This is a genomic window from Pseudomonas sp. S9, from assembly GCF_000222125.1.
In the GTDB taxonomy this organism is placed as follows: Bacteria; Pseudomonadota; Gammaproteobacteria; order Pseudomonadales; family Pseudomonadaceae; genus Aquipseudomonas; species Aquipseudomonas segetis.
Genome location: NZ_AFFX01000006.1, coordinates 65,331 through 89,383, shown reverse-complemented (window position 1 = coordinate 89,383; position 24,053 = coordinate 65,331). Strand labels below are relative to the sequence as shown.

19 protein-coding genes and 3 pseudogenes are annotated in these 24,053 nt (G+C 57.7%); 10 read left to right on the top strand and 12 right to left on the bottom strand.

Going from position 1 to position 24,053, the window contains the following annotated elements; translation table 11 throughout:
* The first annotated feature begins 2 nt into the window (after window positions 1-2).
* The 3 genes from oadA (at window position 3) to PSES9_RS0113760 (ending at window position 3,251) form a co-directional block, all read left to right on the top strand.
* Complete coding sequence (gene oadA / locus PSES9_RS0113770) at window positions 3-1,808, top strand: sodium-extruding oxaloacetate decarboxylase subunit alpha (protein ID WP_010487758.1); 1,806 nt, start codon at window positions 3-5, stop codon at window positions 1,806-1,808.
* A 172-nt stretch (window positions 1,809-1,980) separates the two neighbouring features.
* Window positions 1,981-2,889: a glutaminase B gene (gene glsB, locus PSES9_RS0113765; RefSeq protein ID WP_010487757.1), complete on the top strand. Its 909-nt coding sequence runs from the start codon at window positions 1,981-1,983 to the stop codon at window positions 2,887-2,889.
* 26 nt (window positions 2,890-2,915) lie between these two features.
* The gene (locus tag PSES9_RS0113760) at window positions 2,916-3,251 is read left to right on the top strand and encodes an NIPSNAP family protein (protein WP_029529556.1); all 336 of its coding nucleotides are present in this window, start codon (window positions 2,916-2,918) and stop codon (window positions 3,249-3,251) included.
* A gap of 15 nt (window positions 3,252-3,266) precedes the next feature.
* On the opposite strand, the gene PSES9_RS0113755 is transcribed toward PSES9_RS0113760, so the two are convergent.
* A complete protein-coding gene (locus PSES9_RS0113755) occupies window positions 3,267-4,073 on the bottom strand; it encodes an NYN domain-containing protein (protein WP_029529555.1) in 807 nt (268 codons plus the stop codon).
* Window positions 4,074-4,249: 176 nt separating this feature from the next.
* On the opposite strand from PSES9_RS0113755, the gene PSES9_RS0113750 reads away from it, so the two are divergent.
* Entirely contained in the window at window positions 4,250-5,518 is a 1,269-nt protein-coding gene (locus PSES9_RS0113750; protein ID WP_010487754.1) for a serine hydrolase domain-containing protein, read from the top strand.
* A 69-nt stretch (window positions 5,519-5,587) separates the two neighbouring features.
* On the opposite strand, the gene PSES9_RS0113745 is transcribed toward PSES9_RS0113750, so the two are convergent.
* A complete protein-coding gene (locus PSES9_RS0113745; protein WP_010487753.1) occupies window positions 5,588-8,500 on the bottom strand; it encodes an autotransporter family protein in 2,913 nt (970 codons plus the stop codon).
* A 141-nt stretch (window positions 8,501-8,641) separates the two neighbouring features.
* Between PSES9_RS0113745 and PSES9_RS0113740 the strand changes: the two genes are divergently transcribed.
* The gene (locus tag PSES9_RS0113740) at window positions 8,642-9,052 is read left to right on the top strand and encodes a GFA family protein (protein ID WP_010487752.1); all 411 of its coding nucleotides are present in this window, start codon (window positions 8,642-8,644) and stop codon (window positions 9,050-9,052) included.
* A 28-nt stretch (window positions 9,053-9,080) separates the two neighbouring features.
* On the opposite strand, the gene PSES9_RS0113735 is transcribed toward PSES9_RS0113740, so the two are convergent.
* The 3 genes from PSES9_RS0113735 to PSES9_RS0113725 all read right to left on the bottom strand — a co-directional run bounded on the left by PSES9_RS0113735 (window position 9,081) and on the right by PSES9_RS0113725 (window position 12,111).
* Window positions 9,081-9,539, bottom strand: coding sequence for a GNAT family N-acetyltransferase (locus tag PSES9_RS0113735; RefSeq protein ID WP_010487751.1), 459 nt, complete (start codon window positions 9,537-9,539; stop codon window positions 9,081-9,083).
* A gap of 54 nt (window positions 9,540-9,593) precedes the next feature.
* Window positions 9,594-10,586, bottom strand: a complete 993-nt coding sequence (locus tag PSES9_RS0113730; RefSeq protein WP_010487750.1) for an asparaginase — start codon at window positions 10,584-10,586, stop codon at window positions 9,594-9,596.
* Window positions 10,587-10,698: 112 nt separating this feature from the next.
* On the bottom strand, window positions 10,699-12,111 hold the full coding sequence (locus PSES9_RS0113725; RefSeq protein WP_010487749.1) for an alanine/glycine:cation symporter family protein: 1,413 nt from the start codon (window positions 12,109-12,111) through the stop codon (window positions 10,699-10,701).
* 157 nt (window positions 12,112-12,268) lie between these two features.
* On the opposite strand from PSES9_RS0113725, the gene PSES9_RS0113720 reads away from it, so the two are divergent.
* Window positions 12,269-13,081 (top strand): helix-turn-helix domain-containing protein, encoded by an 813-nt coding sequence (locus PSES9_RS0113720; RefSeq protein WP_010487748.1) that lies wholly within the window; start codon window positions 12,269-12,271, stop codon window positions 13,079-13,081.
* Window positions 13,082-13,099: 18 nt separating this feature from the next.
* Here the strand turns inward: PSES9_RS0113720 and PSES9_RS0113715 are convergent, their stop codons facing one another.
* Entirely contained in the window at window positions 13,100-14,368 is a 1,269-nt protein-coding gene (locus PSES9_RS0113715; protein ID WP_010487747.1) for a dicarboxylate/amino acid:cation symporter, read from the bottom strand.
* On the opposite strand from PSES9_RS0113715, the gene PSES9_RS25075 reads away from it, so the two are divergent.
* Window positions 14,367-14,525 carry a hypothetical protein gene (locus PSES9_RS25075; RefSeq protein WP_157998247.1) on the top strand — a complete coding sequence of 53 codons (159 nt, stop codon included), beginning with the start codon at window positions 14,367-14,369 and terminating at the stop codon, window positions 14,523-14,525. The two genes, PSES9_RS0113715 and PSES9_RS25075, sit on opposite strands and share 2 nt — an antisense overlap.
* A 160-nt stretch (window positions 14,526-14,685) precedes the next feature.
* Here PSES9_RS25075 and PSES9_RS0113705 read toward each other — a convergent pair whose 3' ends face one another.
* Window positions 14,686-16,110: an aspartate ammonia-lyase gene (locus PSES9_RS0113705; RefSeq protein WP_010487746.1), complete on the bottom strand. Its 1,425-nt coding sequence runs from the start codon at window positions 16,108-16,110 to the stop codon at window positions 14,686-14,688.
* Between the two features lie 245 nt (window positions 16,111-16,355).
* Here PSES9_RS0113705 and PSES9_RS0113700 point away from each other — a divergent pair, with 245 nt between their 5' ends.
* Complete coding sequence (locus PSES9_RS0113700) at window positions 16,356-17,267, top strand: LysR substrate-binding domain-containing protein (RefSeq protein WP_010487745.1); 912 nt, start codon at window positions 16,356-16,358, stop codon at window positions 17,265-17,267.
* Window positions 17,268-17,487: 220 nt separating this feature from the next.
* Here PSES9_RS0113700 and PSES9_RS0113695 read toward each other — a convergent pair whose 3' ends face one another.
* The 5 genes and pseudogenes from PSES9_RS0113695 to PSES9_RS23585 all read right to left on the bottom strand — a co-directional run.
* Entirely contained in the window at window positions 17,488-18,588 is a 1,101-nt protein-coding gene (locus PSES9_RS0113695) for a polyamine ABC transporter substrate-binding protein (RefSeq protein ID WP_010487744.1), read from the bottom strand.
* 2 nt (window positions 18,589-18,590) lie between these two features.
* The gene (locus tag PSES9_RS0113690) at window positions 18,591-19,649 is read right to left on the bottom strand and encodes a histone deacetylase family protein (RefSeq protein ID WP_010487743.1); all 1,059 of its coding nucleotides are present in this window, start codon (window positions 19,647-19,649) and stop codon (window positions 18,591-18,593) included.
* A gap of 133 nt (window positions 19,650-19,782) precedes the next feature.
* A complete protein-coding gene (locus PSES9_RS0113685) occupies window positions 19,783-20,772 on the bottom strand; it encodes an AraC family transcriptional regulator (RefSeq protein ID WP_010487742.1) in 990 nt (329 codons plus the stop codon).
* 95 nt (window positions 20,773-20,867) lie between these two features.
* Window positions 20,868-21,500, bottom strand: a pseudogene (locus PSES9_RS23590) (zinc-binding dehydrogenase); the annotation flags it as partial.
* Window positions 21,501-21,696: 196 nt separating this feature from the next.
* Window positions 21,697-22,074: pseudogene (locus tag PSES9_RS23585) on the bottom strand (alcohol dehydrogenase catalytic domain-containing protein); the annotation flags it as partial.
* 272 nt (window positions 22,075-22,346) lie between these two features.
* Between PSES9_RS23585 and purE the strand changes: the two are divergent.
* Window positions 22,347-22,838 (top strand): 5-(carboxyamino)imidazole ribonucleotide mutase, encoded by a 492-nt coding sequence (gene purE / locus PSES9_RS0113675; RefSeq protein ID WP_010487741.1) that lies wholly within the window; start codon window positions 22,347-22,349, stop codon window positions 22,836-22,838.
* A gap of 22 nt (window positions 22,839-22,860) precedes the next feature.
* A pseudogene (locus PSES9_RS25535) lies at window positions 22,861-23,944 on the top strand (5-(carboxyamino)imidazole ribonucleotide synthase).
* Window positions 23,945-24,053 lie beyond the last annotated feature (109 nt).

The following is a 24,053-nucleotide window of genomic DNA, read 5'->3' as shown; positions in this document are numbered from 1 at the left end:
AAATGGTTAAGAAAATTACTGTTACCGACACCATCCTGCGCGACGCTCACCAGTCGTTGCTGGCCACGCGTATGCGCCTCGACGACATGCTGCCGATCTGCGCCAAGCTCGATCAGGTCGGCTATTGGTCGCTGGAGGTTTGGGGCGGCGCCACATTCGATGCCTGCGTGCGTTTTCTCAAGGAAGACCCGTGGGAGCGCCTGCGCCAACTCAAGGCCGCGTTGCCTAATACGCGCCTGCAAATGCTACTGCGTGGCCAGAACCTGCTCGGTTACCGGCACTACAGCGATGATGTGGTCAGGGCATTCGTTGCCAAGGCGGCGGTAAACGGCATCGATGTGTTCCGTATTTTTGATGCGATGAACGACGTGCGTAACCTGCGCGTGTCCATTGAGGCCGTCAAAGCGGCTGGCAAGCACGCCCCGGGCACACTCAGCTATACAGTGAGCCCGGTGCACACCACCCAGGCCTATGTCGATCAGGCCAAGGCCATGCAGGCCATGGGCATCGACTCCATCGCAATCAAGGACATGGCCGGCCTTTTGACCCCATACGCCACGGCTGACTTGGTCAAGGCGCTGAAAGATGAAATCGATCTGCCGGTCTTTATCCACAGCCACGACACCGCAGGCATGGGCTCCATGTGCCAGCTCAAGGCGATTGAAGCCGGTGCTGATCATATCGACACCGCCATCTCCAGCTTCGCCTGGGGTACCAGCCATCCGGGTACCGAGTCGATGGTCGCAGCGCTGCGTGGCAGCCAGTACGACACCGGCCTCGACCTGGCGCTGATTCAGGAAATCGGTTTGTACTTCCATGCGGTGCGCAAGAAGTATCACCAGTTCGAAAGCGAGTTCACCGCAGTCGATACCCGTGTGCAGGTAAACCAGGTACCAGGCGGGATGATGTCCAACCTCGCCAACCAGCTCAAGGAGCAGGGCGCGCTGAATCGCATCAACGAAGTATTTGCCGAGATTCCAAAGGTTCGTGAAGACCTGGGTTTCCCACCGCTGGTGACGCCAACTTCGCAAATCGTCGGCACCCAGGCGGTGTTCAACGTATTGGCCGGAGAGCGCTACAAGACCATCACCAACGAGGTCAAGCTCTACCTGCAAGGCCGTTACGGCAAGGCACCGGGCAAGGTCAACGAGAAGCTGCGCAAGCAGGCAATCGGCAGTGAAGAGGTGATCGACATCCGTCCGGCCGACCTGATCAAGCCAGAGCTGGCCAAGCTGCGCAGTGAAATCGGCGCCTTGGCCAAGTCGGAAGAAGACGTGCTGACCTACGCCATGTTCCCGGACATTGGTCGCAAGTACCTGGAAGAGCGCGAAGCCGGAACCCTGGTGCCTGAAGTTTTGCTGCCAATTCCTGACGGCACGGGTGTTGCGACGGCTGGTGGTGAAGGCGTGCCGACTGAATTCGTGGTCGATGTGCACGGTGAAAGCTATCGCGTTGATATCACTGGTGTCGGGGTCAAGGGCGACGGCAAGCGTCACTTCTATCTCTCCATCGATGGCATGCCCGAAGAGGTGGTGTTCGAGCCGCTTAACGATTTCGTTGCAGGTAGCTCCGACAAGCGCAAACAAGCCGCCGGACCTGGCGATGTCAGCACCAGCATGCCGGGCAACATTGTTGATGTCCTGGTTAAAGAGGGCGACAGCGTCAAGGCTGGCCAGTCACTGCTGATTACTGAAGCGATGAAGATGGAGACCGAGGTGCAGGCGCCGATCGATGGCACGGTCAAAGCGGTTCACGTCGCCAAAGGCGATCGGGTCAACCCGGGTGAAGTGCTGGTCGAGATCGAATAGCCCCGACCGGGCTGCGCGCCGCGCTTTGCGCGGCGCAGAACAAGTTTCTCTGTGGGAGCCTTAGGGCTCCCTTTTTTTGTTCGGATATCGCCGCCGGGTGTGATTGCGTCTAGCCGGGATGCGTCTAGCAACTGTAGGCTGGACGCCGTTCAGAATTATCACGAGTGAGCTGATGCAAGCGCTGTTAGACGAGATCATTGAGCAAACCCGGCCGTTGATTGGTCAGGGTAAGGTCGCAAACTATATTCCGGCATTGGGTGGGGTTGAGCCGAACCAGTTGGGGATTGCCGTCTACAGTAACGATGGCGAGCTATTCACCGCTGGCGATGCGCAGACGCCATTCTCGATCCAGAGTATTTCCAAGGTCTTCAGTCTGGTCCAGGCTGTCAGCCACTCGGGTGAAGCCATCTGGGAGCGGCTTGGTTACGAGCCTTCCGGGCAGCCGTTCAACTCGCTGGTGCAGCTTGAGTTGGAGCGCGGGATTCCGCGCAATCCCTTTATCAACACCGGCGCCCTGGTGATTTGCGACATCAACCAGTCGTGCTATGCCGCGCCTTCGCTGGCGATGCGGGACATGACGCGACGCCTGTCCGGCAACCCCGGCGTGGTGATCGACAGTGTGGTGGCGGCCTCGGAATACGAACACCGGGCACGCAACGCAGCAGCGGCTTACCTGATGCAGTCGTTTGGCAATTTCCATAACGATGTCGATTCGGTGCTGCGCAGCTACTTTAATCACTGCGCATTGCGCATGAGCTGCGTGGACCTGGCGCATGCCTTTAGCTTTCTGGCCAATCAAGGCGTCAGCCGCCTCAGCGGCGAGCGGGTGATGAGCCCACGCCAGGTTACCCAGATCAATGCGATCATGGCCACCAGCGGCCTGTATAACGAGGCGGGCACCTTTGCCTACCGCGTTGGCTTGCCCGGCAAAAGTGGGGTTGGCGGCGGCATAATTGCTGTGGTTCCGGACCGTTATTCGATTTGCGTCTGGTCGCCGGAGTTGAACCCTGCCGGTAATTCACTGGTTGGCCTGCAAGCGCTGGAGATGCTTAGCGACAGGATCGGCTGGTCGGTCTACTGACGCATCCTGGCGATACATTTCAGGCCATCAATCATACAAAGGAGAATTCATGGTTACCTGTTACCTGTTACCTGCGTTACATCATTGATGCCTACAAGCAGGCTGAGTTCGAGCACTATGCGCGACTCTGGATTCCACTGGTCGAGAAATTTGGTGGCCAGCATCACGGTTATTTCCTGCCGGGAGAGGGCGCCAATAATGTTGCCCTGGCCTTGTTCAGCTTTCCCAGCCTCGGTGAATACGAGCAGTACCGCATCCAGTCTTTGAATGACGCAGATTGCCAGGCCGCATTTCGCTACGCAGAAGAAACCCAGTGCATTGTGAGCTACGAGCGCAGCTTTTTCAGGCCTGTGCTCAAATAGATCGGTCAGTCAGGCTTAGCGATCAGCTTTTTTATTCCTGACATAAAGCGCTTCGCCGCCAGTTGCGCTGGTGCCGCGTAACTGCAACTCGAAGCGCTTGGTTTGGCTGCGAATCAAGTCGCTCAGTTTTTTGTAGCCATATAGGCGTGAGTCAAACGCCGGGCGCAGTTTGCTGATGTTCTGGCCAAGCGCGCCCAAGCCTACACAACCATTTTCATCATCAATGTCGTCGATGACATTGGCTAATAAATTGACAGGGGCTTTTTGCACCTTGGTTTTTGCATCTGGCTTTTGGGACTCGGAGGTCGTGACATCCTGGCTGCTGGTTTGGTTTTTATCGCCGCTCTCAACGGCTTCAGATGCACCTGCGCGAAGAATCTCGGTATAGATGAACTTGTCGCATGCCGAGACAAATGGCGAAGGTGTTTTTTCCTCACCAAAGCCGTACACCATCAATCCTTCTTCACGCAGCCGTGCCGCCAGGCGTGTGAAATCGCTGTCGCTTGAAACCAGGCAAAACCCGTCGAAGCGCCTCGTATAGAGCAAGTCCATTGCATCGATGATCAACGAACTGTCAGTGGCGTTCTTGCCCTTGGTGTAGGCGAACTGCTGGATAGGTTGAATGGAGTGGTCGAGCAGGACCTTTTTCCAGCCACCCAGTTGTGGGCCGGTCCAGTCACCGTAGATACGTTTGACACTGGCAATACCGTATTTGGCAATTTCCTCGAAAAGGCCTTCGACGATTGCAGGCGGTGCATTGTCGGCATCGATCAACACTGCCAGATGTGTTTGCTGGCGCGGAGTTGGAGTTCTATTGGCCACTGTTGATCTCACTTTCAAGGTAGGGAAAACATAGGTCGAATGCACGCAAGGCGCCACAATTGTATTCATGCGCGGGCAACGGCGGCTCTAGTCTGGCGCTTTATGAGGACAGGCCGGTGATTTATCGCTATGGTTTAGAGATGTCCAACTGTCCAAAACCAGGATCAGCAATGTCGATGAAAATGCGAGCCGCAGGCGGGTTATTGACCATGACTGTGGGCCTTTTGATCAGTGGTTGCGCGCAAACCGCCAGCACTGAAAACGACGTTAATGCGTCGTCGAAGCCCGAGAAGCATAAATATATTGGCCGTGCTAAAGATTTGTACGTTTTGCCGCCACTCTACCAGCCCGGTACCTATCGCAATATGGACAAGCTGTATTTCACCCGCGATGTCTCGCGCGGTGAGCATGTCTATCCGTTGCCGCAGCAACCCAATATCGACGTCACTTACCAGGCCGACGGTGCCGAGCAAACCACGGACGACTTTATGCGCCGTAACCGGGTTGGCGGTCTGTTGATCATCAAGGATGGCAAGGGGGGGCTGGAAAAATATGGCCTTGGCAACGATGCCGATACCCGCTGGACCTCGTTCAGCGTGGTCAAGTCGATCTCGTCCACATTGGTTGGCGCCGCAGTGCAGCAAGGACGAATCAACGTCAAAGCACCCATTACCCAATACCTGCCAGCGCTCAAGGGCGGGGCATATGATGGCGTGACCGTCGAGCAGGTGCTGCGCATGAGCTCTGGCGCGGACTGGAACGAAACCTACCGCGACCCGACTTCGGATCGTCGCAAGATGTTCGAGTTGCAGCTATCGAATACGCCGGGTTCGCTGGTCAAGCAGTTGAGCCAGCTCAAGCGCAAGTCCAAGCCGGGCACTGTTTTCAAATACAGCACTGGCGAGTCGCACCTGCAGAGCGAGTTGGTCCACGCGGCCACGGGCATGACCACCAGCGATTACCTGTCTGATCGGATCTGGGCGCGCATGGGCATGGAAAAGCCTGCCTACTGGCAGCTGGATGCGCAGGCGGGCCAGGAGATCGGCAGCAGGGGGTTTTCCCCCACGCTTAAAGATTACGGCCGCTTCGGCCAATTCATACTCAATGATGGCGTTATCGATGGCGAGCGTATCCTGCCCAAGGGCTGGCTGGATAAAGCCACCGAAGTCGATCCGGCGTCCTACCTGGCTCCGGGCAAACTGTACGGCGGGGATTACATCCTGGGTTACGGTTACCAGTGGTGGCTGTTCCCAACGGGCAAAGCGGCGCGACCGCAGCACGATGGTGCCTTCGAGGCACAGGGTATCTTTGGCCAGTTTGTGTATATAAACCGCAAGGAAAACCTGGTTGCAGTGGTCTGGAGTGCCTGGCCAGAGCCTGAAATGGACAAGCAGGAAATGGAAACCTATGACTTTATTGCAGCGGCAATCAAGGCGCTGAAATAACGCGAGGCTTGAACCAAAAGGGGCAGAACCTTGGTCTGCCCCTTTGTTATGTACAACTGATATTTGCTATTAAAAACCCAGTTGCCACTGCACCATCAAGGCATGGTTGCGCGAGTCATTGCCGAGTTGGCCAGTGTAGGCCAGGCCGAGGTTTTGCCTGGCGCTGATGCCGACGTCGAAGCCTGCCTCCACGAGCATGCTATTGCGGTCCAGGGCGCTGCCTTCAACGCTGAAAGCCGTGCCGCCACTGAGGAATGACTGGCGCGTGTTGCTGTCGACATCCCCATAAACATGGCGCCAGCCCACGCCCAGGCGTGGGGTGAAGCTCATGCCGTTGTCCAGGGTGTCGAAGCGGGCAATGCGCAGGCCAAGGGTGCTGGTCATGTTGTCCTGGTCCTGTGACTCAACATGCAATGCGGCCGGGCCACCTTTTTCGTTGTAGCTGTCGCGTTCATAGCGTTGATAGCCGAGGTTGGCGTAAGGCTCTGCCTGCAGTTTGCCGCTGTTGATGGCGTAGCCGAGTTCAGCGAAGGCTTGCAGGCTGTCGGCGTCGTAATCACCGCGAACGCTGTCGTTAAAACCATTGAAATTGACTTCGCGCTCGCTGTCGCCATCATGGCTGCTGTACGCCGCACCGAGGCGCAAGCTATAGGCACCGCTTTGACGTAAGGCATAGGTGCCAATGTGGTAGCTGTCGACGTTGCCATCCGCATCTGAGCCTGCGTCGATATCGGTGTTTGAGTAACCGGCCAGTACCCCTAAACGCCATTGACCATTCAGGGCCCAGTCGGTGCCGATCACCGCGCCGCCGGTATTCTGGTCGATATCATGGCTGCCATTGTTGCCGTCGAGCGTACCGTTACTGCCCAATGCCTGGACCCAAAGCCGGCCTTGAGCATTTGGATCATTAAGGTTGCGTGCTTCATTGGGCAGGCCATTGGCGGCTAGCAGCGGGCCGTCTTGCAGGTTGATCGCGCTTTGCAGGTTGCCACTCATGCCGCCACCGAGTTGCTGCATGGCGCCGAGCATGGCGCTGCCGATCTGGCTGCTGCCCGCCAGCGTGGCATTGGCCAGGCTGGCGTTGCTGGCGCCAGCCAGTTGTTCCAGACCTGCGCTGGCGCTACTTGCATCACTGCTTAGCAATGCGTTGTAGAGCACAGGGTTGCTGCTGGCGGTGATGCGCTGCGCGGCATTTGCAGCATTTGCGCCGCTGGCCAGGTCACTGAAGGCGACATCGTTGCGCTGCAGTTCAAGCTCAACACTATTGGCCGTGTAGGACAGCGTTGGCGTGAGAAAGGCAAAATTGCTGCTGACGCTGGCAAACTCGCCCGTTACACCTTCAGTTGCGTTAATTACGCTGTAGCTACTTTGTTTTGGATAGTCGCCACTGCCCGCGCGAACATCCAGTTTGGCGCCATTGACCTGCGCGCTGCCATTGACCTGCACGGGCGTGTGGCTGCCATCCGCTGCGACGGCGAAAGCAAGTGTTGAGCCCGCCTCAAGATTGAGGTTCTGCAACTGGCCTGCGCCGCTGTAGGTGGCGCCTGGCTTAACGTTCAAGGTGCCGCCGATGTGACCTTGGTTGATCAGCCCGGCGCTGCTCTGAACCTCACCGCCTTCGTTGAAATCATCGCTGGTGATGGTCCACGTGCCCTGTTTGACGGCCAGCCATTCAAAATTCTGGCTGTTGCCGAAGCTGCCGCCAGCAGTATCATCCAGGGTCAGGCTGTCACGGCCTTCGCCGCCATCGACCAAGCCGACAAACTGGCTGTGCGTGCCCAGTGTCAGGTTGTCATCACCGCCGCCGAGGTCCAGTGCCAAGCCGCTGGCGCCGCTGATCAGCCCATTATTGATCACGTTGTCGGCTTGGTCGCCGATAATGCGCACGCCGTCGCCATCAAGGCCGAGGATGCTGCCGTGGTTTTCGAGGAAGGTGGCAAACGGGGCGCCGCCCGTTGCGCTGTCGTCAATCAGGATGGCATTGGCGGCGCCGCTGATGGTTGCGCCTTCGCGGTTGATAATGGTGCCGCCGCCCATGGCGATCCCTTCGCCGGTATTGGCAGCGCCGTCTTTCTCGCCGCCTGCGCCCGTGCCTTCGATGATGCCATGGTTGTCGATGTAGCCTTGGCCGTCGATATCCACGCCATCGCCGTCGCCATTGGGTGCAATGCCGTTGTAGCTGCCGGTGATGCGCCCGTAGTTGGTGCCCTTGCCGTCGCCGTCAGAGCCGAAACCCGAGCCGTTGCGGCCGATTATCACGCCATCTTGGTAGTTGATCAGTTCGGCGCCCAAATCTGTGGTGATGCCGTGGCGACCACCGCTGATCAAACCGTGGTTTTCCACCTTGCCACCGCTTGATTCGTCGAAGTCGATACCGTCGAACTTGGCTTCATCGTCGGTCATGTCGCCGCTGCTGATCTCGCCATAGTTGATCACCGTAGCGTTGGCACCGAGACGCATCCCGTCTTCAACCACGCCATGGATGATGCCTGTCTCGCGGTTGAGGATGTCGATTTTTACATCGGTTTGCAGCGCCTTGAGCATTATCGCCCGGTCGTCTTGGGAGGTGATGGTGCCCGCGTTGTCGATCCTTACCCTGCTGCCGGCGAAGTCGCCGTCGATGCGAATGCCTTGCTTGGCGGCATCTATGGTTGCACCTGCGCGGTTGATGATTTGATAGTTGCGCGCCGGGCCGTCGCCGTCATCGCTATCGATGCCGCGATCCTTGCTTGATTGCAGGATGCCGCTGTTTTCGATAGTCACACCTGAGCCGCTGGTGTCGCCCTTGAGTAACACGGCGGGGTCCTTTTTAGTGATGACGCTGCCGCTGTCGCTGATGGTCAGGCTGCTTTCACCGCCCAGTTCCTGGCTGTCGCTGACCGCGTCACTGATAGTCAGGTCGACTGCGAGCGCCTGGGTAGTCACGCCAGCGAACAGGCTAAGGGCAATACAGCGGGCAAGGTGGGTCGGTCGCAAATGCATGGCAGCGTGCTGTCCTTGTTATTAGGGATAGCCGCTTTTTATAACGAGCTTGTCTTACAGTTTTGTAACAGCTGTCTAATTGGAATAAATATTTCCATGGGCTCTACTAGTCTTTCCTATCCATAGACTGGGAGCCTGGATATGTCCGAGCCAAAAATCGAAGGTGGGTGCCAGTGCGGTGCAGTGCGATATTCGCTGGAAGGCGAACCGCTGATGATCGCGATCTGTCACTGCACAATGTGTCGTCGGGCGCATGCGGCACCGGCTGTAGCCTGGGCGATGTATCAACAGGGGCAAGTCCGTTTCACCCAGGCGCAGCCCAGGCTGTATGCATCTTCGGCAGATGCGCAGCGTGGCTTTTGCGAGCACTGCGGTACCCAGGTTTCGTTTATCGCGAGCTTTCTGCCCGGCTTGATCGATATCAGCATCGGCAGCCTCGACAACCCCCAGGCGCTGACCCCGACATTGCACTATTGGCATTCGGAACATCTGTCCTGGGCCAAGTTTGCCGATGACTTGCCGCGCTATCCCGGGCTACCGCCAGTCGAATGATCAGCAGTGCTTTGTGCTTGCCTGAGCCTTACTTGAACTGCTTGCGGTACTGGATAAAGCCCGAGCGCTCGGCTATGCGCTCATAGAGCAACATGGCTTTGCTGTTACTCTCGTGGGTCAGCCAGTAGGCGCGTGAGCAGTTGGCCTGTTGCGCTTGGGCGTAAACAAACTCGATCAGTTGGCGCCCGACACCATTGCTGCGCACATTTTTGTCGATGAACAAGTCCTGCAGGTAGCAGTAGTCACCCACGGTCCAGGTTGAGCGGTGGTAGACCCAGTGGACCAGGCCGATCGCTTGGCCATCATGCCAGGCCAGTGCTGCATGGATGGGCTCGTCAGGATCGAGAAAGCGTTGCCAGTTAACCTCGCTGGCCTCGGCCGGAATCTCGGTCATGTAGAAACGTTGATAGCCTTGCCACAACGGTAGCCAGGCAGCGTGGTCGTCGGCGCTGACTGGGCGAACTTCGACTTCGATACGGGCGGCCATTTGCTGTCCTCCTGTGAATTATTATTGTTGTTTGAGTGCGAGCTGGCGCGCTGATCAGTCAGCGCGTTCACCGCACAGGTCAAGGTTGAACCAATGCTCGACCTCTTTTGGCTCGAGGCCAGCACCGAGCAAGGAGAATAACTTGCCCAGGGCCGCTTCGCGAGTCATGCCTCCGGCAGAGACCAGTCCGGCAGCTTGCAACTGGCTGCCGGCGGCATAGACGCCAAATTCAACATGACCTTGCGGGCATTGGCTGATTGCCGCGAGCACAACACCACTGGCATGCGCGGTTTTTAGTGCAGTCAGCAGCGCCGCGTTGTCCGAGGGGCCAGTGCCGCTGCCGTAGCATTCAAGCAGCAAGGCTTGGACGCCGCTGCCAAGCAGGGCGCTGATGTGCTCTGCCTGAATGCCAGGGTAGAAAGGCAGTACGGCAATGTTTACCGGATGACGTGCCTGGCGATAGCCAATGGCCTGCGGTATCTGCCCGGCACGCGGACTGATCCGCTGACGCGGTAATACGGTGAATGCATCAAAGGCGTCACTTTGCAGTTTGCTGACGCGTGCGCCATGCATCAATGCACCATTGAAATATACCTGCACGCCACTGGCCTGGCCTTGATGCAGCGCGCGCATGGCGCCGAACAAATTGCCCCAGGCATCGCTACCTTCGGTGCCCGCGGGCAGCATGGCGCCGGTCAATACCACTGGCACTGGCAAGCCCAGCAACAGGAAGCTCAATGCTGCAGCACTGTAGGCCAGGGTGTCTGTGCCTTGCAGCACCAGCACGCCATCGCAGCTGTGTTTTTCGATGCCCTCAACAATTGCATCAACCATTGCCAGCCAGTTGGCCTGGCTCATGTTGGCGCTGTCGATTGGTGGCAGCAATTCGCTGAAAACCCAATCGGGCAGCTGGTCCTGGCCTTCCTCGGATTGTTGTGCACGAACACGGGCTTCGAATCCTGACGCCGGGGCCAGGCCATCGGCACTTTGCTGCATGCCAATGGTGCCGCCGGTGTAGAGCACAAGGAGTTTTTCGCAAGCGGCCATGGTCGCTCCTCAATAACTGCGGGATAACAAAAGGGGGCTATCAAGCCCCCTTTTGTGGTTACAAATAATGTTGTAACAGGCCGTTCCCTGAGCCTGTCCGGGCGCTCCAGCCTTAAGCTGACTTGGTAGCAGTGTCCTTCAGTTGCGCCCAAACAGCTGGGTCGAGGTCAAGGTCACTGAACTCCTTGGGGTCGAATACGGGAGACTTGACCCCTGCTTTCATCTGCCTGTCGTAGTCACGCATCAAGCGCATGCCAACCTTGAACAGCAGCGCCAAAGCGATCAGGTTGCAGATGGCCAGCAAGCCCATGGTCACGTCAGCGAAGGCGAATACAGTGCCGAGGTCCTGTACCGAGCCCCAGAACACCAACACTGCAACCATAACCCGGTAAACCATGACTGGCATACGTTTTTGGGTGAAAAAGCCCAGCGCGTTTTCACCCAGGTAGTAGTTGTAGATCAGAGTGGTGAACACGAACAGGAGCAAGGCCACGCTGATAAATACACGGCCCCATTCACCGACCACGCTGGCGACAGCAGTTTGTGTCAGCAGAACCCCGGCCATTTCACTGCCTGGCTGATACACGCCCGAGAGCAGAATGATCAGCGCAGTGCAGCTGCACAGGATGATGGTGTCGATAAATACACTGAGCGACTGCACGATGCCTTGTGCGACCGGGTGTGGAACCTCGGCAACGGCGGCGACGTTCGGTGCGCTGCCCAAACCTGCTTCGTTGGAGAACAGGCCGCGCTTGACGCCCATGATGATGGCGGCGCCGATACCGCCAGCAAAGGCGGGCTCAAGGCCAAATGCACTGCGGAAAATCAGGGTGAAGACTTCCGGGATGCGATCAGCGTTGCTGCCGATAACGAACAGAGCCATGGCGATGTATGAGAACGCCATTACCGGGACCAGGACATCAGCAAACTTGGCGATACGCTTGATGCCGCCAAAGATGATCATGCCGATCACGGCCATCAGCACCACGCCGCTGATATAGGTCGGCACGCCGAAGGTGTCGTGCAGCGAACTGGCAACTGTGTAGGATTGCACCGCGTTAAAGCCGAAGCCGAAGGTCATCAGCAGCAGGATCGAAACCAGAATACCCAGCCAGCGCTGGCCCAAGCCATGCTCGATATAGAATGCCGGACCGCCACGATAGCCGCCATCGGGCTCGCGACGCTTGTATAGCTGGGCGATCGAACACTCGAAGTAGCTGGTTGCCATGCCGACCAGTGCCACGACCCACATCCAGAAAATGGCGCCAGGGCCGCCAAGGATAATCGCCACCGATACACCGGCAATGTTGCCTGCGCCGACGCGTCCGGCAACGGACAGCATCAGGGCCTGGAACGAGCTGAGTTGACCAGGCTGACGCTTGAATGCCTCGGCAAAGATGCTGAACATGCTGCCGAAATAGCGGAATTGAACGAAGCGCGAAGCGATGGTGAAGAACAGGCCAAGGCCGATCAGCATCACGATCAGCAGCTTGCTCCAGATGAGGTCATTGAGTAAATCGAGCATAAGGGCAGTCACTCTTTGTTGTTCTGATTGAAGTTGGCCTCTGCGGACCTTTTTCAATGATTGTAGATGCGAATGTTTCAAACAATTTCGCAGGTTGCAGTGATGTGATGCTATTTGATGCTACTATCGCGTCACTTACTTCGACTGGAACAGCCGCATGTCGGATTCGTTTGGCGCCAACCTCAAGCTGCTGTGCAGTCACTACCGCTCAATTGCCGAGGTGTGTCGCAAACTCGCAATCAATCGGGCGCAATTAAATCGCTATCTCGCGAGCCAGAGCAGGCCAACAGCCCATAACCTGAAGCGAATCTGCGATTTTTTTGGGGTCGAGGACTATGAGTTGGTCCTGCCGCAGGAGCAGTTCGCCCGGTTGATCGGGGCCCGTGACAACAGTGCGGCAAGCGCATCGGCAGGCGCACCACTGCTTGAGCTGTTCGAGTCGCTCAGCGAGCACTCAAATGACCTGTCGCGCTATTGCGGCTACTACTTTGAATATTCCAATTGCATGTCGGTGCCGGGGCAGATCTTGTTGTCGCTGGTGCATTTGCGTGAAGAGCGTGGCAGCTTTGTATTTGAACGTCAGGAGCGCCAGGAAAGGGCGCGTGGCGGTGGAGCCGAGGATTTGGTGCGCTGCCGTTATCTGGGCGCGGCGTTCTACTTGCAGGACCGGGTGTTTCTGATCGATTACGAAAGCCTGACCGGCAATGAAATGAGCCAGACCATACTGATTCCCAGCTTCAAAAGTCGCATCACCCGTTTGAATGGCCTGAAGACTGGCGTCTCCAGTGGTGATCAGCGCACGCCTGCCTGTACGCGGGTGGTCTGGGAGTTTCTTGGTACCGACATCAACCGGGTAAACACCTATCGCCAGGTGATGCTCTATGCGCCCGATGATCCGCGCATTGATGATGACGTGCGCCAACGCCTGGCTGGCGCACGCATCCGCCAGGGTTTATTCGAAATCGAATAAACCCATTTGCGCCTGTCGTTACTGGGTGCCGTCGTGATTGGGGCTGTTGTAGATCTCGACATCCAGTTCTTTTTCGCTGCGGCCAACCAGGGTTGTGGTCATCAAGTCGCCTGCGACGTTGACTGTGGTGCGCGCCATATCGAGGATGCGGTCGATACCGGCAATCAAGGCAACACCCTCAAGCGGCAGGCCCGCAGCGGTCAGCACCAGGCCAAGCATAATCAAGCCTGCGCCAGGTACACCGGCTGTACCGATGGACGCCAGCGTGGCGGTGAGGATGATCATCATGTACTGGCCCGCGCCCAGGTCAACGCCGAAGGCCTGGGCAATAAACAGCGCCAGCACACCTTGATAGATCGCCGTGCCATCCATGTTGATGGTGGCGCCAACCGGTAGAACGAAGCCCGCCACGCCCTGTGACACGCCGAGGTTCTTGCGCGCGCACTCAATCGAGATTGGCAGGGTGCCCGAACTGCTTGAGGTACTGAATGCAACCGCCAGTGCAGGCGCAATACCACGCAGGAAGCGCATTGGGCTCAAGCGCGCGAGCAAACCAATCAGTCCGCCGTAGACCAACACCACATGGGCGATACTGGCGAGATAGATCACCCCTATTACTTCGGCCAGTGGCAGCAGCACTTCGGCGCCGTGGCTACCCACTACGCCGGCGATCAAGGCAAACACGCCATAGGGTGCAAGGCCCATGATCAGGTCGGTCAGCTTGTAGAAGGTCTCGGCCAGGCTATCGAACAGCTTGATGGCCGGGGTGGCCTTCTCACCGACCAGGTTCATGCTCACGCCAATCGCGATGGCGAACACGATGATCTGCAGTACGTTGCCCTCGGCAAAAGCGGTCACCGGGTTGCTTGGCACCAGGCCAACCAGGATGGAGACCAGCGATGGCGCCTCTTTGGCAGTCTCCTGGCCACTGGCAATCATATTGAGGCCGTCACCCGGAGTGAATACCGCACCAAACAGCAGGCCGATGCTGACTGCGAATGCGGTGGTGACCATGTAGATCGAGATGGTTTTGATGCTGATCCGCCCAAGCTTTGCGGAGTCCTGCATGGAGGTGATGCCCGATACCAGCGAAACAAACACCAGTGGCACGATCAGCATCTTGATGGCATTGAGAAACAGGGTGCCGATGGGTGCCAATACCAGCGCGTCTTCCTTGAAGATTGCGCCGGTGGCAACACCAAGCACCAGGCCGATGAGGATCTTGTGCCACAGTTGTAGACGTTTCCAGCGGCCCAGCGGTGTCGCGGTTTTAGAACTCTGAGTCATGCGTTTCACCATTTCAGTAACTGTTGTTGAGCAGACCGTCTGTGCGATCTTGAAGGATGCTCGTAACCTGCATAGTCAGGCCAACGGGGTCATGGTCATGATTGATCCGTCGGCTGTTCGCCTGCTGGCCACGCGCGAATGTTCAACCTGCATCTGATCACTGGACGTTCAGCCCCATGGGCTGAATCCAGATGTGCAGGGAAATACAGTGAGCGGTGACGGCAGGGGAATACAAAGGGCGCGCAGTTTACCGAGCGTTCGCTGCGTTTTCTCCCTATGTTTTCCCCTGGTTGGGTGTTTTCGTCGGAAAGTTAGGGTTAGGCCTTAAGCGGTACCAGGCGCGGGGCAATCATGTTTTCCGGGCGCAGGATGTCGTCAAGGGTGCCGTCATCCAGGAGTTTTTCTTCGCGCACCAACTCCAGCACGCCGCGGCCGCTTTCCAGGGCGAGCTTGGCGATACGGGTGGCATTTTCGTAACCGATATACGGATTCAGCGCGGTAATCAGGCCGATGGAGTTTTCCATCAGTTGACGGCAATGTGCTTCGTTGGCGCTGATGCCGACGATGCAATGCTCGCGCAGCATGTCCATGGCGCGCTGCAGGAGGCGGATCGAGTCGAAGATCTTATAGGCGATCAGCGGTTCCATGACGTTGAGCTGCAGCTGACCCCCTTCAGCCGCCAAGGTCAGTGCAAGGTCGTTACCTATTACTTCGAATGCCACTTGGTTGACCGCTTCCGGGATGACCGGGTTGACCTTGCCCGGCATGATCGAGCTGCCCGGCTGACGCGGCGGCAGGTTGATTTCATTGATGCCGGTACGAGGGCCGCTGGACAGCAGGCGCAGGTCGTTACAGATCTTCGACAGCTTCACCGCGGTGCGCTTGAGCATGCCCGAGAACAAGACGAAGGCGCCCATGTCGGAGGTAGCTTCGATCAAGTCAGCCGCCGGAACCAGAGGCTGTCCGCTGATCGCCGCCAAGCGCTCGACCGCGAGCAATTGGTAGCCAGGGTCAGCATTGATGCCGGTGCCGATTGCCGTGCCGCCGAGGTTGATTTCAGTCAACAGTTCCGGCGCCAGGCTGCGCAGGCGTGCAAGGTCTTCACCCAGGGTGTTGGCGAAAGCGCGGAATTCCTGGCCCAAGGTCATGGGCACGGCGTCTTGCAACTGGGTACGGCCCATCTTCAAGACATGGGCGAACTCTTCACCTTTGGCGGCGAATGCATGAATCAGGCTGTCGAGGCTGGCCAGCAAGGTGTCGTGGCCGAGCAGCAAGCCCAGGCGAATCGCGGTTGGATAGGCGTCGTTGGTTGATTGCGCCATGTTTACATCGTTGTTTGGATGCAAGAACCCATACTCGCCTTTTTGCTTGCCCATGGCTTCGAGCGCAATGTTGGCAATCACTTCGTTGGCGTTCATGTTGGTCGATGTACCGGCGCCGCCCTGGATCATGTCGACCACGAACTCATCATGGAAATCGCCGCGGATAATCCGGGCGCAGGCTTCGCTAATGGCCGCGTGCTTTTCGTCGCTGAGGTGGCCCAGCTGGTTGTTGGCATCGGCTGCTGCTTGCTTGACCATCGCCAAAGCAGTGACCAACTTCGGATAGTGGGCCAGTGGTACGCCAGAAAGACGGAAGTTGTTTACGGCACGCAGGGTTTGGATGCCGTAATAGGCCTCGCTTGGGACTTCAAGGGTGCCTAGCAGGTCTTTTTCAACGCGGAATGATGCAGCAGCGGACATGATTGAGGAAATCTCTGATTTCGGCGAGAGGTATCGCCATGCCTTATAGGGTAAGGACTTCACCGATATTCAAGCCAATGCTGTTAAACGCTATGCTATGCGTAATCGGCATAATGTCGATGTGACTTGCAAGGGCTGGCAGACGTTGAGCGAAGGCCTGCCCGAGTAATGCTTGCCGTTTCTCGGGAGCTTTAAGCCGGCCTGTGGATAACTTTTGAAGCGCTAAACCTGATGCTGAGGGATTGATGAATCTGGAAACCAAGTGGCTGGAAGACTTTGTCGCGCTGGCGACCACGCGCAGTTTCTCGCGTGCGGCGGAGAAGCGATTCGTCACCCAGCCAGCGTTCAGCCGGCGGATTCGCAGCCTTGAGTCAATGCTCGGGCTGACCCTGATCAACCGTTCCTGTACTCCGATCGAGTTGACTGAGGCCGGGCAGCTGTTTCTGGTCACGGCGCGCAGCATGGTTGAGCAGTTGGGCGAGGTCGTTCGACATCTGCATAACCTTGAGGGCAAGCAGGGCGAGGTGTTGCAAATTGCAGCTGCGCACTCGCTGACCCTTGGATTCTTCCCTGAATGGATCGCCCGCTTGCGCCGTGAGGGTTTGCCGCTCAACACTCGCCTGGTGGCGACCAACGTGGGTGAAGCGGTGCATTCGCTGCGTGAAGGCAGTTGCGACTTGATCCTTGCCTATTACGATCCCGACGCCGCTCTGCAAATGGACCCGGAAATATTCCCGTCCCTGTATATGGGCAGTACCGAGATGTTGCCAGTCTGCGCCGTGGATGAGCAGGGCCAGCCGTTGTTTGATCTCGACAGTGGCCAAACGGTGCCATTGCTGGCGTACACCGCCGGTGCGTTTCTCGGGCGCTCGGTCAATCTGTTGTTACGCCAACGCGCGCTGCGCTCGACCACAGTGTATGAAACCGCAATGGCGGACAGCCTCAAAAGCATGGCGCTGCAAGGCATGGGCGTAGCCTGGGTGCCGCGCTTGAGCGTGAATGCCGAGTTGCAGCGCGGGGAACTTGCGGTGTGTGGGGCGCAGGCATGGCGGGCGCCGCTGGAGATTCGCTTATATCGCTGCGCCCTGGTGCGCAAAGCCGCGGTGCGTCTGCTCTGGCGGAAATTGGAAAGTGGCGAAGTAGGGCAGCCGAAGTAGGGTGAGCGCCGTGGTGGTTGTGGATATCTAGGCGAATGGCCAGGCCTTGGTGGACAAGCTTCGCATTGTCGCACCCTACGCGAGATCAGAAAGTAGGGTGGACGACGCCTTTTCGTCCACCGTCGCGGCTGTGGATATCTAGGCGAATGGACTAGGCGTTGCTGGGCAAGCATTGCGTTGTCGCACCCTACTTGGAAGGTGCGACAACCGCGTTTGAGCCTTAGGTTCCTGACTTGATCTTGGTCCAGGCGCGGGTACGCATCCGCTCGGCTTTTTGCGGCAGCGGTTGCAGCACGTACAGGGTTTTCTGCGCTTCAGCGGTAGGCGTCAGCCCTGCATTATCGCGGATTTCAGCTTTCATCAGCGGCAATGCGGCCTTGTTTGGGTTTGGGTAGCCGAGGAAGTTGCTGGTCGATGCGATCACCTGTGGATCGAGCAAGGTGTTGAGGAACTCATGGGCTTCCTCGACGTTTTGCGCGCTGGCCGGAATGGCGAACGAGTCAAACCACAGGGGGGCGCCCTCTTTCGGCAGGCGCCAAACGACTACGACACCGTTACCCACTTCCTTGGCGCGGTTGGCGGACTTAAAAAAACTGCCGGAGTAACCGACGGCTACGCAGATATTGCCATTGGCAATGTCGGTCATGTATTTGGCCGAGTGGAAGTAGGCAATATTCGGGCGGATTTTCATCATCAGGTCGGTGGCTTTAGCGTAATCCGCCTTCTTGGTGCTGTTAGGGTTGAGCCCCAGGTAATGCAGGGCGATTGGCATGATATCGCCGGGTGAGTCGAGCATCGCCACGCCACATTGCTTGAGCTTGGAGATGTTTTCTTCTTTAAAGATCAAATCCCAGCTATCGACCGGAGCATTGGCGCCGAGCGCCTCTTTCACCTTGGCCGGGTTGAAGCCAATGATTACCGTACCGTACATGTAAGGCACGGCATGCTCGTTGCCCGGGTCGTTGGTTGCCATTAGCTTTAACAGCTCTGGGTCGAGGTTCTTCCAGTTGGGCAACTTGCTCTTGTCGAGCTTCTGGAACACGCCTGCCTTGATTTGAGTATCAAGAAAGGTGTTCGAGGGCACCACCAGGTCGTAGCCCGAGTTGCCGGTGAGCAGCTTGGCTTCCAGTGATTCATTGGTGTCGAACACATCCCAGGTCAGCTTGATCCCGGTACTTTTGGCGAAGTCTTTTGGCACCGACGGCAAAATATAAACGGCCCAGTTATAAACCCGTAACTCACGCTCGCCTGCGTGTGCTGCGCTGGCCAGCATGGCTGTGCCGCAGAGTGCGGCGCCAATCAGGGTGCGGATTTTTTTCATGATCATGCGTCCTTCTTCGAATTATTAGGTCGGCAGACATTTTCAAAACCTTCCAACACATTGACTGCGTTGACGCCGATGGCTTCGACGGCATAGCCGCCCTCCATGACAAACAGCGTCGGTAAGCCCATTGCGGCAATGCGCTCGCCCATGCTCAGGTAATCCGGGCTGTCGAGCTTGAATTGCGAGATTGGGTCTTCTTTGTAGGTGTCGACACCGAGCGAGACAATGACCACCTCGGCGTCGAATGTGTTTATCCGCGTGCAGGCGTCATCCAGGGCGGCGCCCCAGCTGTCCCAGGCACTGCCGGCAGGCAATGGATAATTGATGTTGAAGCCTTCACCCGCGCCTTCGCCATGTTCATCGGCATGGCCGAGGAAGAAGGGAAACTCAGCCAGTGGGTCACCATGGATCGAGGTGAACAACACATCGCTGCGAGAGTAGAAAATTGATTGGGTGCCGTTGCCGTGGTGATAGTCGACATCGAGAATCGCCACTCGCTTGTAGCCTTGGTCGATAAAGGCCTGTGCGGCAATGGCGGCATTATTGAGGTAGCAATAGCCGCCCATTACATCGCTTGCGGCGTGATGGCCTGGTGGTCGGCACAGGGCAAAGGCGCAGTGCGCGCCGTCGGCAATTTCGCGTTGGGCGGTGAGCGCCACCTGGGCGGCGCTATAAGCCGCTTGCCAAGTGCCTGCGGTAATGGGGGCGCCAGCATCGAAGCTGTAGTAGCCAAGTTGCCCGTGCAGGCTGGGTTGCAAGCGCTGGCTCAGGGTACGCGCGGGCCAGGTGTAGGGCAGCAGATCCCCGTTGCCGTCCTGTTCTTGCCAGCGTGCCCAGGCTCCTTCGAAAAAGTTCAGGTAGTCGGCGGTGTGAATGCGTTCTATGGGCGTGCGGCCGAAATCCTGGGGTTCGCGAATCTCACCGATATTGCGGTCCTTAACGCGCTGCAGAATATGGTCGGCACGTTTGGGCATCTCAAAACAGGGCATCAATTTGCCGTCGATCAACTCGCAGCTGCCGTGATGGAGGTGATGGTCGTCGCTATAGATTGTGAGCATGATGGGAAGCCCTGCAGTTATTTGTTATGGCTCCATTTTTTTCCTAAAGCGAAGTGCGCGAGAACGCTACAGATGGCCAAAAGGGGATATATCTGGCCAAATTTAACGGCCATGCATGTCTCGGCTATTCGGCTTACAAGCGAAAGTGGCTTTGGGCAACCCCGCTCCAGCGTTGGAATGCATGGCGAAAACTGGCGCTTTCACTGAACCCCAGTTCTTCCGCAACACGCCCCACCGGCCAGCCTTCTTGGCAGAGCAATGCTTTGGCGCGCTCAAAACGCAGGTCATCGAGCAACTCCTGGTAATGGGTGCCCAATGCGCGCAAGTGGCGGCGCAAGGTTCTGGGCGAGCAGTGCATCTGCTGCGCCAGTTGTTCCAGGCCGGGGGAGCTGGCCAATTGTTCGGAAAGTAATTGGCGAATACGTGCCAGCCACAGTTGCCGGGCAGAGAACTCGCTATTGAGCTTTCGGCAGCGCATCAACATTTCTTGGTGGGTGATTGCATCTGCCAGCGGTAAGCGTCGGCTAAGCCAACTGGCGGGAAAGGCAAAGGCATTGCTTTGGGCATTGAAGTGCAGTGGACAGTCAAAGCTTTTGGCATACAGGAACGAGTAGGCCGGTTGTGAGTACTGGAATTGTGCTGCGCTCAAGGGCAATGGCTGGCCGAGCAGGTCGGTGCAGATGGTGTTCAGGGAGGCCAGGCACATCTCGGTGTTGAAGACTTCAAGCTCCGGGCGCTGTTGGTAATCGCTGGCGCTGACCCAGGCCAGTTCGCCTTCAATGCGTAGGTCCAGCTTGAAGTAGGTGCCCAGTAGTGCCGGATACTCCAGTAGCAATTGCCAGGCGTCACCAAAGGTGGCACTCGACAATGCGGCGTAACCGAGTATGCCGTAGGCGGAAATGTGCATGCGCTGGCCGAGTTCGAGCCCCAGGTCTTCTCGCGCGGCCAAGCCGTTTGCGCACACCTGCAGTTCTTGGTGAGGCGTGATGCGGCTGTCATTGCCGCCGAGGTCTTCCGGGCGGATGCCGCTGGCATCAAGCAGTCGTGTGACTGGAACTGATGTGTCGGCGAAATAGGCAAGGATCATGGAAACCACATGCAAGGTGGTCAATTGAGCGTGCATCGCAGGCTGAGTCCAATGGTTGCAATGAACCCTTGTACAGCAAGATGTATGCCGCTGGCCCTGGGTTGTGGCCAGCGGTCTGTGTTTGGCTACCTTTAGAAGGTCAGAACCGTACGCCCTTCAATTTTCCCTGCACGCATTTGGTCGAGAATGCTGTTGATGTTCTCCAGTTTATCCGTGCTGCAGGTTGCGTTGACCAGGCCTTCGCCCGCGAAGTCCATCGCTTCCTGCAAGTCCGCGCGGGTGCCAACGATTGAGCCGGTAATGCTGATGGCCTTGAGTACCACATCAAAAATCGGTGCGGGAAAATCACCCGGTGGCAGCCCCACCAATGCGACTGTACCGCCACGACGTGCGGCACCAATGGCCTGGCCAAATGCGCTGTTGGACACCGCCGTCACCAGTACGCCGTGAGCGCCGCCAATGTCGCGCTGGATCACTGTGGCCGGATCTTCCTTGAGTGCATTGACCGTCAGTTGTGCACCGAGTTTGCGGGCCAGCTCCAGCTTAGTGTCATCGAAATCAATTGCAGCCACATGCAGGCCCATGGCGCGCGCATACTGGATGGCAATGTGGCCAAGGCCGCCGATACCGGAAATAGCGACCCACTGGCCGGGGCGGGCGCCAGTAACCTTGAGCCCCTTGTATACGGTGACGCCTGCGCAAAGGATGGGGGCCATTTCAACAAAACCGATGTTCTTCGGCAGAATTCCAACGAAATTCGGGTCGGGGGGGGGGGGGGGTGTGGGTTGAAAGGTGGCAAAGCCCGCCGATACCGGAAATAGCGACCCACTGGCCGGGGGGGGGGCCATTCAACTTGAGCCCCCTGTATACGGTGACGCCTGCGCAAAGGATTGGGGCCATTTCAACAAAACCGATGTTCTTCGGCAGAATTCCAACGAAATTCGGGTCGGCAAGTACTTATTCGGCATAGCCACCGTTGACCGAGTAGCCGGTGTTTTGTTGGCCTTCGCACAGGGTTTCCCAGCCCGTCAGGCAGTGTTCGCAACAGCCGCAGGCGGTATAGAGCCAAGGCACGCCGACACGGTCGCCTTCCTTGACCCGGGTGACGCCACTACCGACCGCTGCGACATAACCAACGCCTTCATGGCCGGGGATAAACGGCAGGCTGGGCTTGACTGGCCAATCACCTTCGGCAGCGTGCAAATCGGTGTGGCAGACGCCGCTGGCTTCAATCTTGACCAGAATCTGCCCCGGGCCTGGCAAGGGGACTTTTACTTCTTCAATACGCAGGGGGGCGCCAAAGCTATGAACGACGGCGGCTCTCATGGTTTGTGACATGATATTTTTCCCATGGTCGTGTGAGTCTGTAGTGTGCGCTAACCTAGGCGGGTGAACTTGACATAGAGCAAAATGTAGCAACTCTGCAGGTATGGTCCTGAGCTCTGGACAAACGGTCGCCAGCATTGCTCACTGTCCATGTCTTTGCGGTATACTGCGCGGCCTTCGGCCGGCGGCACCCGGCCATATATCGCAAACAAGCCACGCTGGTTAAACCGCGTGGCTTGTTAGTTTTTGACGCGCCAACCGGCGCCCAATATAGAGGCACAACGATGAGCGCACTGGTAGGCGTGATCATGGGCTCCAAGTCCGACTGGAGCACCCTTAGCCACACCACCGAGATGCTGGACAAGCTGGGTATCGGTTACGAGGTGAAGGTTGTTTCCGCTCACCGTACCCCGGACTTGCTCTTCCAGTATGCCGAGCAGGCGGAGTCTCGAGGGATCCAGGTGATTATTGCTGGCGCCGGCGGCGCTGCACATCTACCGGGCATGTGCGCGGCCAAAACGCACCTTCCGGTACTGGGCGTCCCTGTGCAGTCGTCGATGCTTTCAGGTGTTGATTCGCTGTTGTCCATCGTACAGATGCCTGCTGGCGTGCCGGTTGCTACCCTGGCGATTGGCAAGGCGGGTGCGGTCAACGCCGCATTGCTGGCGGCGAGCATTCTGGGCCATCAACACCCGCAGTTTCACGAGGCGCTGAAGAAATTCCGTACCGAGCAGACTGAAACTGTTTTGGACAATCCAGACCCGCGCCAAGCTTGAGTCGATCTAAAAGGGCTGTGTTATGAAAATCGGTGTAATCGGTGGCGGCCAGTTGGGTCGCATGTTGGCCCTGGCGGGAACTCCGCTGGGCATGAACTTCGCATTTCTCGACCCGGCGCCAGACGCCTGTGCACAGGCATTGGGTGAGCATATTCGCGCCGATTACGGTGATCAGGACCATTTGCGCCAGTTGGCTGATGAAGTTGATCTGGTGACCTTTGAGTTTGAAAGCGTCCCGGCTGAAACCGTTGCCTTCCTGTCGCAGTTCGTGCCGGTTTATCCGGGGGCAGAGGCCTTGCGCATCGCCCGCGATCGTTGGTTTGAGAAGTCGATGTTCAAGGATCTTGGCATCCCAACGCCGGATTTTGCCGACATTCAATCGCAGGCCGATCTTGATGCCGCAGTCGCCAGCATCGGCCTGCCTGCCGTGGTGAAAACCCGCACCCTGGGTTACGACGGCAAGGGGCAAAAGGTGTTGCGCAGCGCCGAAGATGTCGCGGGCGCCTTTGCCGAGCTTGGCAGCGTGCCATGTTTGCTCGAAGGTTTTGTGCCCTTCACTGGCGAAGTTTCGCTGGTGGCTGTGCGTTGCCCGGGCGGCGGTTCCCCGGTTTTATCCGTTGGTGCAAAACACGCAAAACAGCGGCATCCTCGGCTTGTCGATCGCCAGCACCGATCACCCGTTGCAGGCGCTGGCTGAAGATTACGCCAGCCGCGTACTGGACAAGCTCGGCTATGTCGGTGTGCTGGCCTTTGAGTTCTTCGAAGTAGACGGTGGCCTCAAGGCCAACGAGATCGCGCCGCGTGTGAATAACTCCGGCCACTGGACGATCGAAGGCGCCGAATGCAGCCAGTTTGAAAACCATCTGCGCGCCATCGCGGGCTTGCCACTGGGTTCGACCGCCAAGGTCGGCGAAAGCGCCATGCTCAACTTCATTGGCGAAGTGCCGCCTGTGGATAAAGTCATCGCCATCGCCGACTGCCACCTGCATCACTACGGCAAAGCCTTCAAGGCAGGGCGTAAGGTTGGCCATGCCACAGTGCGCAGTAAGGACCGTGCCACGCTGGACCTGCAAGTGGCAGCCGTGCAGGCCCTGATCGACGCCTGATGATTTGACCTGGCGCTGTGCAACGCAGCGCCAGGGGAACCTCCATTGGGATTGGCCGTCAGATGGCTGAGCGCCATAGTTGTTCTAGACTGTGGTTTGAGCGCCAGTA

Excerpts from the sequence above, each read along its gene's own strand:
- oadA (WP_010487758.1), top strand. The coding sequence starts at position 3 with ATGGTTAAGAAAATTACTGTTACCGACACCATCCTGCGCGACGCTCAC.
- glsB (WP_010487757.1), top strand. The coding sequence starts at position 1,981 with ATGCAAGCGCTGTTAGACGAGATCATTGAGCAAACCCGGCCGTTGATT.
- PSES9_RS0113750 (WP_010487754.1), top strand. The coding sequence starts at position 4,250 with ATGAAAATGCGAGCCGCAGGCGGGTTATTGACCATGACTGTGGGCCTT.
- PSES9_RS0113745 (WP_010487753.1), bottom strand. The coding sequence starts at position 8,500 with ATGCATTTGCGACCGACCCACCTTGCCCGCTGTATTGCCCTTAGCCTG.
- PSES9_RS0113740 (WP_010487752.1), top strand. The coding sequence starts at position 8,642 with ATGTCCGAGCCAAAAATCGAAGGTGGGTGCCAGTGCGGTGCAGTGCGA.
- PSES9_RS0113735 (WP_010487751.1), bottom strand. The coding sequence starts at position 9,539 with ATGGCCGCCCGTATCGAAGTCGAAGTTCGCCCAGTCAGCGCCGACGAC.
- PSES9_RS0113730 (WP_010487750.1), bottom strand. The coding sequence starts at position 10,586 with ATGGCCGCTTGCGAAAAACTCCTTGTGCTCTACACCGGCGGCACCATT.
- PSES9_RS0113725 (WP_010487749.1), bottom strand. The coding sequence starts at position 12,111 with ATGCTCGATTTACTCAATGACCTCATCTGGAGCAAGCTGCTGATCGTG.
- PSES9_RS0113720 (WP_010487748.1), top strand. The coding sequence starts at position 12,269 with ATGTCGGATTCGTTTGGCGCCAACCTCAAGCTGCTGTGCAGTCACTAC.
- PSES9_RS25075 (WP_157998247.1), top strand. The coding sequence starts at position 14,367 with ATGCGTTTCACCATTTCAGTAACTGTTGTTGAGCAGACCGTCTGTGCG.
- PSES9_RS0113715 (WP_010487747.1), bottom strand. The coding sequence starts at position 14,368 with ATGACTCAGAGTTCTAAAACCGCGACACCGCTGGGCCGCTGGAAACGT.
- PSES9_RS0113705 (WP_010487746.1), bottom strand. The coding sequence starts at position 16,110 with ATGTCCGCTGCTGCATCATTCCGCGTTGAAAAAGACCTGCTAGGCACC.
- PSES9_RS0113700 (WP_010487745.1), top strand. The coding sequence starts at position 16,356 with ATGAATCTGGAAACCAAGTGGCTGGAAGACTTTGTCGCGCTGGCGACC.
- PSES9_RS0113695 (WP_010487744.1), bottom strand. The coding sequence starts at position 18,588 with ATGAAAAAAATCCGCACCCTGATTGGCGCCGCACTCTGCGGCACAGCC.
- PSES9_RS0113690 (WP_010487743.1), bottom strand. The coding sequence starts at position 19,649 with ATGCTCACAATCTATAGCGACGACCATCACCTCCATCACGGCAGCTGC.
- PSES9_RS0113685 (WP_010487742.1), bottom strand. The coding sequence starts at position 20,772 with ATGCACGCTCAATTGACCACCTTGCATGTGGTTTCCATGATCCTTGCC.
- purE (WP_010487741.1), top strand. The coding sequence starts at position 22,347 with ATGAGCGCACTGGTAGGCGTGATCATGGGCTCCAAGTCCGACTGGAGC.